This is a genomic window from Bacillus sp. GM2 (genome assembly GCF_056155945.1).
On record NZ_JBRKSZ010000007.1, the window covers coordinates 2,655,746 to 2,667,682 of the forward strand.

13 protein-coding genes are annotated in these 11,937 nt (G+C 42.4%); all 13 read right to left on the reverse strand.

What is annotated here, in order from left to right; genetic code table 11:
- Positions 1 to 9: 9 nt before the first annotated feature.
- A complete protein-coding gene (locus tag ACVC9U_RS14530; protein ID WP_075213433.1) occupies positions 10 to 846 on the reverse strand; it encodes a phage tail family protein in 837 nt (278 codons plus the stop codon).
- The gene (locus tag ACVC9U_RS14535; protein WP_441391206.1) at positions 846 to 5,315 is read right to left on the reverse strand and encodes a phage tail tape measure protein; all 4,470 of its coding nucleotides are present in this window, start codon (positions 5,313 to 5,315) and stop codon (positions 846 to 848) included. The genes ACVC9U_RS14530 and ACVC9U_RS14535 overlap by 1 nt, the downstream gene beginning before the upstream one ends.
- 208 nt (positions 5,316 to 5,523) lie before the next feature.
- The gene (gene gpG, locus ACVC9U_RS14540; protein ID WP_441391207.1) at positions 5,524 to 5,889 is read right to left on the reverse strand and encodes a phage tail assembly chaperone G; all 366 of its coding nucleotides are present in this window, start codon (positions 5,887 to 5,889) and stop codon (positions 5,524 to 5,526) included.
- Positions 5,890 to 5,942: 53 nt separating this feature from the next.
- Positions 5,943 to 6,560, reverse strand: a complete 618-nt coding sequence (locus ACVC9U_RS14545; RefSeq protein ID WP_043054228.1) for a major tail protein — start codon at positions 6,558 to 6,560, stop codon at positions 5,943 to 5,945.
- Positions 6,561 to 6,574: 14 nt separating this feature from the next.
- Complete coding sequence (gene gp17, locus ACVC9U_RS14550) at positions 6,575 to 6,958, reverse strand: tail completion protein gp17 (protein WP_043054227.1); 384 nt, start codon at positions 6,956 to 6,958, stop codon at positions 6,575 to 6,577.
- Positions 6,955 to 7,353: an HK97-gp10 family putative phage morphogenesis protein gene (locus ACVC9U_RS14555; RefSeq protein ID WP_043054226.1), complete on the reverse strand. Its 399-nt coding sequence runs from the start codon at positions 7,351 to 7,353 to the stop codon at positions 6,955 to 6,957. The genes gp17 and ACVC9U_RS14555 overlap by 4 nt, the downstream gene beginning before the upstream one ends.
- Positions 7,353 to 7,661, reverse strand: coding sequence for a phage head closure protein (locus ACVC9U_RS14560; RefSeq protein WP_441391208.1), 309 nt, complete (start codon positions 7,659 to 7,661; stop codon positions 7,353 to 7,355). Before ACVC9U_RS14560 ends, ACVC9U_RS14555 begins: the two co-directional genes overlap by 1 nt.
- Positions 7,651 to 7,953 (reverse strand): head-tail connector protein, encoded by a 303-nt coding sequence (locus tag ACVC9U_RS14565; RefSeq protein WP_043054224.1) that lies wholly within the window; start codon positions 7,951 to 7,953, stop codon positions 7,651 to 7,653. Before ACVC9U_RS14565 ends, ACVC9U_RS14560 begins: the two co-directional genes overlap by 11 nt.
- Positions 7,954 to 7,967: 14 nt before the next feature.
- Positions 7,968 to 8,411 (reverse strand): hypothetical protein, encoded by a 444-nt coding sequence (locus ACVC9U_RS14570; protein WP_052500260.1) that lies wholly within the window; start codon positions 8,409 to 8,411, stop codon positions 7,968 to 7,970.
- A 23-nt stretch (positions 8,412 to 8,434) separates the two neighbouring features.
- Positions 8,435 to 9,715 (reverse strand): phage major capsid protein, encoded by a 1,281-nt coding sequence (locus ACVC9U_RS14575; RefSeq protein WP_441391209.1) that lies wholly within the window; start codon positions 9,713 to 9,715, stop codon positions 8,435 to 8,437.
- A 39-nt stretch (positions 9,716 to 9,754) separates the two neighbouring features.
- Positions 9,755 to 10,486, reverse strand: a complete 732-nt coding sequence (locus ACVC9U_RS14580) for a head maturation protease, ClpP-related (RefSeq protein WP_035338281.1) — start codon at positions 10,484 to 10,486, stop codon at positions 9,755 to 9,757.
- A complete protein-coding gene (locus tag ACVC9U_RS14585) occupies positions 10,431 to 11,741 on the reverse strand; it encodes a phage portal protein (protein ID WP_043054222.1) in 1,311 nt (436 codons plus the stop codon). The genes ACVC9U_RS14580 and ACVC9U_RS14585 overlap by 56 nt, the downstream gene beginning before the upstream one ends.
- Positions 11,742 to 11,936 (reverse strand): DUF1056 family protein, encoded by a 195-nt coding sequence (locus ACVC9U_RS14590; RefSeq protein WP_016886545.1) that lies wholly within the window; start codon positions 11,934 to 11,936, stop codon positions 11,742 to 11,744. It lies immediately after the preceding gene.
- Position 11,937 lies beyond the last annotated feature (1 nt).

An 11,937-nucleotide genomic window follows, 5' to 3' on the forward strand; every position in this document is an offset into this window, starting at 1 on the left:
GCATGCTCCTTACGCGTAGTAGAAACGGGTATCGAATATGATTTCAAAATCATTGGTATTCTGGATTTCAAAATCATTCATTCCTATATCGAGTCCCGGGAGCCTGCCGGATGTTTTGATAGGTGTTTTATTGATCACCGTGTATTGCTTGATAAAAGAAACGCGCTGTGATTTTTTTAATTCCTGTTCAATTTTCAGTTTCTCACCATTTGTATGGTTGATGATCGTCACATTTTTTCCGGCCGCCCATAAGGTCACATTATAGGCATGTTCCAGAGGATTGATATAGGCATCACCGGTGTTATAAACCTGAAACCTCTTTCGATTTTTGAACCTGTATTCCAGATCGTCACGCATGTGAATATTCATTCCCGGACTCCAATGTTCTCCATCAAAATTCTGCTTTGTCAAAGAAGTGAATTTGGATTCTGCCAGTCCAGTGATGTTGTTAAATTCAACTGTGAACGTTACAAAGTTTTTCTCCTTTTCTTTTGGAATACTAAATTTCCCATCACAAGTTACACGAAAACGGAGATTCGGCAATAAATCGGTCGAGATATAATAGGGAAACGGCTTGACTAAAAGCGCGTAAAGTTCCCGCCTAAATTGATAAAAGTTTTCAGCGATGACTGAATTCAAATAAAATTCAACGGTTATTTTTCGTTCTGTATATGTGACATCCCGAGGATGCTGCGGAAGGATAACTCCGTTTATTCTGGGTATGCTAACCGTTTCACGATCAATCCCAGGTGCTTCAGGTGTGAAGCTTAAAGGTTCAAAAAAAGGAAGCAGGCTTTTTAAACTCTGCTCCCCAAGTCCATTATCGTAATCTAGGAATAATTTCACTATCTCACCCCGTTTATGAATGAAGTTCGATTAAACCGATCACCGGCTGATTGGTCAATTTTCCTGCCATCAAGATATGTGTTGCTGTCTTTTAGTAAAAGCTGCTGCAAGAGCTGCACATTTTTATTTAGAAAATCAATCTGCTTTGCCATCATACTGATTTGTTTTTCTTGATTCTTTACAACACGGCTGATGTCTACAGAAAGATCATTAGGGGGTGGCAGCTCCTGTTCAGGCTTTGCCGAAACTTTTTGAAGCAGGAGAAGTGCTTTTGAAATCATCCCATCCTGCAAATCCGGAAGTACGCCAAGCTTGCTACCGATACGAGCCCATAGTCCAATATTACGCTCCCTGTATGAAGGGTCTTCCGTGATCGTTGTTTCATCATACCCTCGTTCATTTAAAATGGCCCATTTTGAACCGCCTTGACCAGGTGAGATACCGCCTTTTGCATAACCAACATAGCCGCCACCCCGGGCCATTGATTTTAAACCTGGATGATTGCTAATGTCGCCATATCTGCGCTTGATATAGTTAATTGCAGCCAACGTATTATCTATTGGATTCAAAATGTTATTATGTCCAGGAAACTTGTTGGCGTTAAAAGTACCCGGGATCGTCTGCATTAACCCCTGTGAGGGATGGCCTGCTTTCGCATTGGAATCCCATAAGTTGATAGCATTTGGATTTCCGCCGCTTTCCTTCATGGCGATGGTCACAAGCCCTGGAATCCATGAAAGAGGCACCCCCGCTATACCAACAGCCTCTGTAACCCATTGGTTTACGGCTTTCGTTCCGCCAGTCCCTTTAAATGTGGACGGCTCTGGCATGACTCCTTTCAAAAATTGAGCTGCACCATTTTTTAAAGTCTTGAGTATGCCGGTACCAAACGAATCAATGCCTTTTCCCGATTTATACGGGATCAGCCCACTAAACAGTTTTTTAATTAATTTTCCTGGGCCGTTGATTATCAAATCCATAGCGCTTGAACTAACATCCCCGACTTTATCAACGACACCTTTTCCGAACGAAATAGCTCCGTTGACCATTTTCTTAGAGCCTTCAGCGGCTTTTTTAAAAAAGTCTCCGACACCGCCGGCATATCCAGGAAGACCTGAAGCCGCTAACTCTTTTGATTGATCATGGGGGAGCACAGATGTGCCACGCGGCAGATCCCAAACTTGCGGGCCGCCCATCCCGACAACATACGTTCCGATGCCTGGTGTATGGGCCAGTTCCCATCCTTCTTCACCAACAAGCGCTTTTCCTCCAGGGTGAAAGTCTGTACCTTTCGCATATGCAGCTCCTGGCGCCATTTGCATTTTTTCAGACCGGCCATTGTAACCTTTAGGCTTCCACTCTGGAATGGTTGGGATATGCATAAATTCAAGAACCGTGTTAATTCCACCGGTAATCTTATTAACAACACCAGCTAAATCGAGAACAAAAATATCCCATTTTCCAAGGACTTCGCCTGTCTCAAAATCAACTTGATCAAGATGTCCATAAGCTTGAAGCTTTGCCTCCTTGACTACACCTTGATGCGTCTTTTCTGCTTGTTTGATTGTTTTTTTGGCTTGGCTTTTTGCTTTTCCAACAGTGTCATCGTGCTCTTCCTTTGAAATTGTGCCTTTTACATAATACTGATCATCAGCAGCAGCAATAACGGAATCGCGTTGCTTTTCGGCTGCTTTTATTGTTTTTTCTTTTGCTTTATTACTATTTTTCACAACAGCAGCAGCCTGTTTAGCAGATAAGTTAGAGGATTCTTCCTTCAGCTTCCTTGAAATTTTAATTTGTTCGTCCTTGCTTCGAGTAAGAGCCGTCTCCATTTGAGCCAACATTTTCCCCTGTATCTCTGCTATTTCTCTGTTTTCCTTCGCTGTTGTTTTTCGATTTTCTTCAGCCGCGGTTCTGTAAATTTCATTTACCCGATCCACATAACCTTGTATTTCCTTCTGTTTCTTATCATTTCCACTTTTGATTTTATTGAGGATTTTAGCTGCTTCTTTATCTGAGGTTTTATCATTTGAAGCATAAAAATCCTGTAACACTTTGGTGGCTGAATCGGCACTTGTTTGAAATCCCTTTTTCAACGAGTCTCCCATTTCAGTGAACTGTTTTGTCACATCATTAGCAATATCCTTGGTGATCTTTGTATTTGTCGCTCGAAGGGTATTGAGCTTTGCCGTAACTTTGATATTCATATCTTCATAAGCATTCACAGCTTTTGCCGTTGACTTCGATACGCCCTCACCAAAGTCAATAGTCGATGGAAGAACCCTTTTCTTCAGATTGTCATAATACTTTGTACCGGCTTCCGTTAAAAGTGTCACTCCTGTCACGGCAAGACCAACAGGACCACCTAACAAGCTCAATCCGCCACGTAAAAGGCCGACGACTCCTGCTCCTTTTTTGAGAATGTTGAATAGACCAAAACCGCTTTTTGCTAATTTCATAAAGCCGCCAGCGCCTTTAATTGCATTGGCTCCAACCTTTAAAATATTCCCACCGAATTTTAAGAGCTCAGGAGCAAATGAAAGAATTAGCCCGGCAATTGAACCAACTGGCCCACCAAACAATCCAAGACCAACGCCGGCAACACGTGAAGCACCGCCTAGACCTCGCATGGCTTTAGCACTTCTGCTGGATGATTGTTCAAGCCTCCCGACTCTGGTTGTTGCCAGATTGGCTGACTGATGAAAACGCCCCATTCGTGTGGATGCTGCTGCCGCTGCCGCAGATGTTGTTGTCATTCCTGCAGCCGCTGTCCTGGAAGCTGCGCCCGCTGCAATGGCTTCCGTAGAATAAACGCCAAGACTGACCGATGCTTGATTTACATTCCGCGTTAAATAGCCGCCCGCGGTCCGAAGCATATTCCAGCCTGCTGCTACTTTTGGCAAAGAGCCCAACAACAGTAAGAACGCGCCGCCTAAGAGGGAAAATACAGTGACTGCACCGCCAGTAATCGCAATGGTACTCGCCACAGAAGGGGGCAATGAATCAAACCAGGTTACAAGCTTTGTTAGTCCGTCAGCTGTAGCCCGGATAACAGGCAAGAACTGATTTCCAAAAGTGATAACAGCATTGTTTGTAGCAGATTTTAGATACTCAATAGATCCAGCCAGGTTGTCCATTTGCTTTTTGGTTACTCTTTCAGCTGTACCGCCGCTTCCTTCAACTTCTTTTGTGAATTCTTGAAGCTTATCTTTCCCGGCGTGCATTAAGGTAATAAACCCGGAAAGCGCATGTTGCCCCGCCAGCTGTTTGGCAATACGAATTTGCTCAGTTTCGGTATAATCTTTTGTTTTCTCATTGATTTGTCCGATAATATCAGCAAGCGGACGCATTCTACCGGTTGAATCTGTAACTTTTAGACCCAACTCTTCAATCGCTGATGCAGCTGGTTTTGGTGGTGCAGAGAGTCGCGTCAAGGTAGACCTTAAAGCCGTTCCTGCCATATCGGCTTTAATCCCGCTGTTTGCCATGATACCGGTTGCCGCCGCCAATTCCTCCATACTGACTCCCGCTGTTTTTGCGGCCGGCGCTGCATATTTCATTGTTTGCCCGATTTCTTGCAGGGTGGCGTTTGAATTCGTAAAAGTATATGTCATTGCATCCGCAACACGGTTTGTATCTTCAGCCTTGATATGAAATTCAGTCAAAATGTCAGAAACGATATCGGCCGTAACTCCAAGGTCTGTTTGACCAGCTGCGGCAGTCGCGAGAAGGCCAGGCATAGCCCCGATAATTTGATTTGTTTTATATCCGGCCATCGCAAGGTACTGCATACCTTCTGCTACTTGCCCATCTGTATATTGAGTTGTTGCACCCAAATGACGGGCTGTTTTTGTAAGCTCACCCATTTGATCATTTGTCGCATTTGCCAAAGCACCGACACGGCTCATCGCTTTCTCAAAATCAGCGGCAGCTTTAACAGTCATTCCAATCCCAAACGATCCCGCTGCACCGATTGCAGAAAGAGCCTTTCCGGCGGTTGTGGCTGATTGATACACCGCGTTTAGCTCTTTAGATACTTCTCCTGAATTGCGCTTAAACACAGAAAAAACACCCGCTGCTCGCCGGGTGCTGTTTGTGGTATTTTCAAATAGTTTTGTTACTCGTTGCAGTTCATTTCCAAGGCTTTGATGAACGGCAATGGCATCATTCAGCCGGCGACCTTGTATCTGCGTTTCTCGGTTGTCCAGCCCTTTTTCTCTGACTAACTTATTGTATTTTGTTCGATGCTCATCTACTAAACGGCCTTGTATGCGGTATTTGTTATTGAGTCCTTCTACTTGCGATTGAAGAAACTTTGACTGATTTCCCGCAGCTTTATAAACTGCACCGGATGCTTTCATTTCCGAATTCGCTAAACGCATTTGCCGCTTTAAACCTTCGATTCCACGATTAAAGCCGGTATCATCAAGGCCTACTTTAACAATCATATTTCCGATAGGTTGCGCCATATGTATCCACCCCGCTTCCCTGGCATAAACTCAACGAAAAAAGACCGGCGATAAAGCCAGTCTTAGAAAAACACTTGATCAATTGGAACAACTTTTGGTTTATTTTCATGAGCCAAAACTTCTAAGTAATGGTAAATATCCATCTCGTCAATTTCTGTCATGGTCCATCCCTGTTTTAAAAGGGCCGCATATATATCATTGAGCTGTTCTATTCCTTTTTCTGCTGAAAGGCTTCCGCTTCCGCTGCCGAAAAAAAATCTTCTTCCTCCTTAACTTCCTCATAACCCATAATTTCGCCCATGATTCGCCTTACTTCGTCTGAAACTTCAAAGGACTGTAGGCCTTCTTGAAATTCCTCTAAAGTAAATTGATTATGGAATACACGCACAATGAATTTCATACGATCTTCAAGGCTTTTAAGCACTGCCTTAATACTGTTGGTATTTTTAGCGGCTGCCTCATCTAGCTCCAGAGCTTCATACAAAGTTTTTGTATTTGTACGAGGTGCAATAAACGTTTTATATTTTTCTTCTTTTTCAAACCACAATTTTACCGATATATGTTTTTGAGCCATGTTGACTCCTCCTTTATTTTTCTAGATTTAAAAAGGAAGCACGGAGCTTCCCTTTATACCGTCTTTCCAATGTCTACGCTGGATTTATTATCAGAGCCTGAGTCCGGATTTTTATAAGCATTGCCAAACACTTTTTCATAAAACTTGTCCAAATTGAAATTCGGTGCGTCCTCATCAGCCAATACTTTATAGGCGTTGTCTTGTTCGCGCTCCATAAATTCAGCAGAAAGTTTGACCGTCTGAAAATCTGTCTTTTCTTCTTTTGTTTTCCATTCATCATCCGGCAAAGAAAAACGCCCTTTTACAAGTCCCACATGACGATTCTTACCGTTTGCCTTTGGCCCAAAGAAGGACATAGCAACCCACGGCGGAATTATATTTTTCTTAAATAAATAGAGGCCGTCTGTTTCCTCAATTCCTAACAGTTCGGCCAAGATTTCCATAGGTAAATCTCGCATTTCAAGCTCCAACTTTGTGGAACCTGTTGTGACGGCCATATCAACTAATTTGTTGTCTGCATATTGTTTTTCGGTTGATGTTTCCGTATTAACCTTCGCGTTGATTGCATAGGGATATTCAATAATTTTTGAAGCTACATAAAGACCATTCACCTTTTTTAAAGGCGCAAATCTAACGCCTTCCAACCCGGTAACGGAACTAAATTCAGGCATTCTAAAACCTCCAATTATAGTAAAATATTGGACTCAAACCGGTAGCCTTTCCGGATAAGGCCCTCATCTTTTAAAAAGTCATTGATTAAAATTCCTGTTTGAAAATCTAATCGATTCATGACCCCAACTACTGCAGCCAAAATCTGATCGCAGGAAGAAGCGTTGTATACATCGATTTGATATACAGCACTGTCCTTGATCGGCTTTCCATCAGCCCATTTGGTTGTTCTGTAGTCCAATTCCTGTACGACAATATAAGGCGGTTTGCTTTTGATACCAATCGGTACCGCAAGTTCAAAAATGTTTGCAGGATCAGCCAATAATAAAAGCGCCGGATCAGTTTCCAGCGCTTCAAATACTCTGTTTTTTAGTTGTAATGCTCTCTCTGCCACATTCATAGCTTGTACCCTTTCCTGATAACGGCTACCATCGCTTCAAGCATTCGATCATTTGCACTTTTCATACTCTGCTGAATAAACGGGTTAGCCGGTTGATGGATCGTACCGAACTCCGGTAAGTGGACACGGTATTTTGTATCTTTTGTGGGGCCGACCACTGCATATATCTCACCATCGGGGTCCTTTCTCGTACGATTACCGACTATGATATCTTCATCAATGTGAGGATGGCTCCCCCCAATATTGGAACGGGGAGCATTCTTGTTAATTTCCTTCGCAAGAATCGCGCCGCCGGCTTTCACAGTGGCTTTATTTATTTTTTCGTCCTTTCTTGCAAGTGAAGATAAATATGAATCTAATTCTTTAAAGCCCTGCATTTCCATTTCGATTTTCATTATTCCACCGCCTTTGCCCTGATTGTGGTGAAATTTCTTCGGGAATAGTTCGGAAGAATTGATTCGATCTCATATGATTGGTTCTGAAACAGAATCCGCATATGTTTGTCGATATCCTCTCGGTGTCGGATCGTAAATTTTACTGTATGTTCTTTTTGTACAGCCGCCGCTGCATAGTATTCCCGTCCTTTTAATCCTTCAGCTTTTGCCCAGCATTCAACGATAGTTTCATATTCACCTTCCACAGGGAGACGGCCGACTTCTTTTTTCTTTTGAAACTTGATTCGATATCGCATGTCATTCAGCATCGGCATCAGTCTCCGGAACTGTGTATTTTAATTGATTGATCAACGTTGTCAAAACTCCATCAAGGTTTGAAGTTGTGCCAGCTATTTCACGGTTTTCATACCAGTGAGTTACAAAAGCCTTTACACACAGGTCCGCGCGAGCTGAATTATTAGGGAATTTCAGGCCAGTTGCGGTCGTAATGTATTCTTTTGCAGATGCAATAAAGCTAAGAATTAAATCATCCTCCAGATCGCCATCGATCCGGAGGAATTTTTTTGCTTCTTCAAGCTCTTTTTGTTCGGTTTCAGTCATTTGACAGCACCATCTTATGAAAAATGCGTGATAACGAGGCTCTTAATGCTCACATCAGCATCTCCGCTGTTTGTGAGCATGATACGCGGTGATGAAGAGAGAACATCTACCTTTTTAAGACCCCGATCATTGTTTTCAAGTGTCAAAACGTCTTCATATTCTTTAATTGTGAAATTGCTTGTTCCAGGAATAATATAAGTGAGCTTGACTGTAAGGTTGCCCTTTTCATTAGTATAAATGCCGATCCCTAGGCCGCTCCCTTTGGCGTCTAAATTCAAATAAACCGATTCTCCAGCTTTTACAGTTGTATTTTCAAGGTAGGTTTCTGAAATAACCCGGGGAGGAATGAGGCCTCCAGCCATGCCTGCAAGAAAAACATCTGTAATAGGTTCACCTTGTCCATTGTCTCTTGAGGAAGTAAATATTCCGTCATCTTCGTTCAGATATTGTTTTGTCATTTTTCATCATCCTTTACTATTTTTTATTTTCCTACGTCAACTGATTTATCTTCTGTGTCGCCAGTACTTGGAGTTTCATTGTCGGGAACAGCGTCTTTAATAGATGTAAATTCCGCGTAAACCACCGCATCCGTGTCCCAAAGTACAACGTCCTCACGTTCAATGATTCGCACATCTGTAGAGTTACGGTAGAATGCTTTACCACCGACATTTGTCGTTAAAATGGAATACTGCTGGCGGTCAAACAGTTGAACGGCTTCTTTAAGGTCTCCGATGATCAACGGATGTTTTGGAGTTTTTGTGCCGCTGCTCGGCAAATATTTATCAGAAATCACAGAAACCGGCTTTCCAAACAACAACTTTTTCGTCGGGTCTGTATGATTCGGCTGAAGTAGGTAGCGGCCGAACGCGTCTTTCAGTTTATCCAACATATTAAAGCCGGATTGGTTTGTGACAACTTTAGTTGTCGCATTAATAGCTGGATCGAGTTTGACATTAAGAATGTCTTTAATGTCGTCCTGTTTTGAAACCGTTGTTTTTGCAAGGGTTCCTAATTGATTAAGAATCAACGTATTGCGGGTTACGGCTGATTTTTTCGCCAACCAAGTCGTTAGATACTGCAAGAGCGCTTCCTTTGTATCTGCAAGCAAATCGTTTGAAAGAACCAAAATCCCGGCATAGTCTTTGATGTTATATTTAATGTTTTCAAATTTAGGGTTCTCTAACTCTTCAATATTTTCTAATTCCTCAAGATTTGCCAACGGGGTGATATCTGATAATTTTTCAAGAACCCGTGAACCTTTGTTTGTTGATACCGGAATGACATCGACGAGATTTGCCAGGGTATCAAATTGGCGACGTTTTTCATTAATTTTCGTGGAGATATCCTGCGGTACAATAAGCCCACCATCCTCATCCACACCTTCTTTCATCGCGGCAAGAGGCTGCGGTACTTTGCCTGTTCTAAGAGCGTGAGCAAAAAGTTGAACATGATTCTTCACTTCTGTTTCAGCGATATCATCCGTTGCCTGTTGCGGTGTCTTTGTCTCTGGATCATGCTGCGGCTCTTCTTGTGCATATGAAACCTGCATGTTTCGTAAATCCTCATATGTTTGAATTTGATCTTTAATTTGTTGAGCCTCAGCAAGCAGTTTTTTGGCTTCGTCCATTTTCCCTTCATCGGTCAGCGCTTCAATTTTTGTACGTTTTTCCGCCAAGGTCTGGCGCAATTCTCGTTCTTTTTTGGACATCCCGCCCCCGGCAAAAAATTGAATATCAAGTCTCAATAACTTTTTCTGTTTCAAATGCTTGTCCTCCTTAAAAATGGCATAAAAAAAGAACCCTTAAAGATTTAAGAGTTCAAGTTTCATATTGATCTTTTGTTTTAATAATTCATCCGGTTTAGTTTCTTCAGCCGGACTTCCAGCAGCGGATTGAGCAACAATTTTGCCTGGAACATGTTTAAAATGTGCCAGTACCTGATGATCAATGCAGGCTGCTACATCCTTTGATTCTGAAACCATATCGATCAAGCCATAATTTAAAGCTTCATCGGCGGTGAGCCAGGTTTCCTCATCCAGAAGCTGGCGTAAAGTCCCGTCGTCCAGTTTGTCTCCTGCTTTCGCAAGATATGTGGAAACGATACTTTCAGTAATTTTGTCCAGATCATCGGCAGCCTTCCGGAATTCCGCGGCATTCCCGACCATCCCCATGTATGGGTTGTGAATCATCATCATGGCGTTACTTGGCATGGTAATTTTATCGCCGGCCATTGCAATGACAGAAGCAATACTTCCAGCCAGTGCATCCACATAGACATTGATTTTTGCCTTGTGACGCTGAAGCATCGAATGAATAGCCTGCCCCTCAAAAACATCCCCACCAGGCGAATTGATGTACAAATCAATAAAGCTCACATCACCTAAACTTTTCAATTCAGACTGAAAGGCTTTAGATGAACTTTCACTGAACCAGCCTTCGCCAGTTATCGAACCGTAAAGCGTGATTTCAGCGGACGAATCATCCAGAACCTTCATGTTCCAATACTTGTTTTTCTTCTTCTGTTCCGTTGCCATCACCCCCTTTCAGGCGATTTGAAGACCGTTTGACCTTGCTAAGTTGATACTCTTTCATAATTGAAAGGGGAACAAGGTTTAAGTTTCCATAATGCTCATCGCCGATCTCCCCGATACCTGTCATGTCCTCTTTTTGAAGAATAGTATTGACGCTAAAGGCGCCTACGCTTTGCATCGTTTTATAAAATTCAGCACGTGATTTACTATCCCCACGCAGCTCTGATTCCAGGTTAAATTTAAAGTAATAGCCAGCTCCCCGCTGCTTCTCTGTCAAAACCTTATCGTTTAACTCTTGTTCAATATTTGTGACGATTGGCTGTAAAGTGGTTTTGACATAATCTAAGGATTGTTGCTCTATATTTGAAAATGTCGCCCGATCAAGTTCCCCTATTTTATGAGGTGGCACCTTGTAAATCGATGCAATCTGTTGGCGGTTCCATTTCATTGACTCAATAAACTGTGCATCTTTCATGGGCATTGTTACTTGTGAATAATCAAGTCCGGCGTCTAAAACTGCAATAGACTGCCCCGCATTCACCCGCTCCCAATCTTCCCTAAGAATTTGTTTACTTTTTCGGTCTAAAAGGGTCGGCGCTTTTACAACGCCAAACGGTGCGCCGCCATTCTTGTAAAATTTCGCGTTAAACTTTGTGGCAGCTCTATTTGACCCTATATTGTCCCGAATAACTGAAATCGGGGTTTGACCTACAAATCCGTCAAGAGACAGGTTTTTAAAATGCAGTACCTCTTCGTAAAAAAATTCACGGTACTTGCCGTCAAGTGTGGTTGAATACCATACCCGGCCGTTATTTGGATCAATATTCGTATTTGTCGCTTCAGGATCTAATGGTCTGATCCCAGCCACATTCCCGTCTTTATCAAAAAGCAAAAGATTATAGCTGTTTCCCCATGTGCAAAGTCTCGTAACCAACAACCGTTTCCACACAAAGCTTGTCATGTAGTCATTGACTTTGTTCAGAATAATGTCGCTTACTTCATTTTGAATCTGTTGTATGTTTCCGTTTTGATTCTGAAAAAGTTTAATCGGTAGTTTCGCAATATCATCAGCCAAAACAATCACGCAAGCATATACATCCGGATGCAAAACGGCCGTTTTTGTTGATACTCTTTCACCAGATGAACTCTCTGTCCCAGCAAAAATATTTCTAAACCAATTGGCCGGATGGAGAAGGGATCCGCTATCCTCTTCAGCAATTTCATTTTTTATTCCGCTCTTTAAACTGCTTAATAGCATCTATTTCCCTCCCTCATCCTTATTTTTTTGACGAACAAATCCTGCCAAGCTGGCAAGAGAAAATAAAAAAACACCGGTTGCAATTAAACCCGCGTTTACGTTCATCCGATATATGGCTATTGAAATGAATACCATGCCTGCGATGAGCAAGATATCCTCTAAAATCAACTGCAAGAATCTTAAAAACTTCAGCATT

Excerpts from the sequence above, each read along its gene's own strand:
- ACVC9U_RS14565 (WP_043054224.1), bottom strand. The coding sequence starts at position 7,953 with ATGACTGAAACCGAACAAAAAGAGCTTGAAGAAGCAAAAAAATTCCTC.
- ACVC9U_RS14580 (WP_035338281.1), bottom strand. The coding sequence starts at position 10,486 with ATGGCAACGGAACAGAAGAAGAAAAACAAGTATTGGAACATGAAGGTT.
- ACVC9U_RS14570 (WP_052500260.1), bottom strand. The coding sequence starts at position 8,411 with ATGACAAAACAATATCTGAACGAAGATGACGGAATATTTACTTCCTCA.
- ACVC9U_RS14560 (WP_441391208.1), bottom strand. The coding sequence starts at position 7,661 with ATGCTGAATGACATGCGATATCGAATCAAGTTTCAAAAGAAAAAAGAA.
- gp17 (WP_043054227.1), bottom strand. The coding sequence starts at position 6,958 with ATGAATGTGGCAGAGAGAGCATTACAACTAAAAAACAGAGTATTTGAA.
- ACVC9U_RS14545 (WP_043054228.1), bottom strand. The coding sequence starts at position 6,560 with ATGCCTGAATTTAGTTCCGTTACCGGGTTGGAAGGCGTTAGATTTGCG.
- gpG (WP_441391207.1), bottom strand. The coding sequence starts at position 5,889 with ATGGCTCAAAAACATATATCGGTAAAATTGTGGTTTGAAAAAGAAGAA.
- ACVC9U_RS14590 (WP_016886545.1), bottom strand. The coding sequence starts at position 11,936 with ATGCTGAAGTTTTTAAGATTCTTGCAGTTGATTTTAGAGGATATCTTG.
- ACVC9U_RS14555 (WP_043054226.1), bottom strand. The coding sequence starts at position 7,353 with ATGAAAATCGAAATGGAAATGCAGGGCTTTAAAGAATTAGATTCATAT.
- ACVC9U_RS14535 (WP_441391206.1), bottom strand. The coding sequence starts at position 5,315 with ATGGCGCAACCTATCGGAAATATGATTGTTAAAGTAGGCCTTGATGAT.
- ACVC9U_RS14585 (WP_043054222.1), bottom strand. The coding sequence starts at position 11,741 with ATGCTATTAAGCAGTTTAAAGAGCGGAATAAAAAATGAAATTGCTGAA.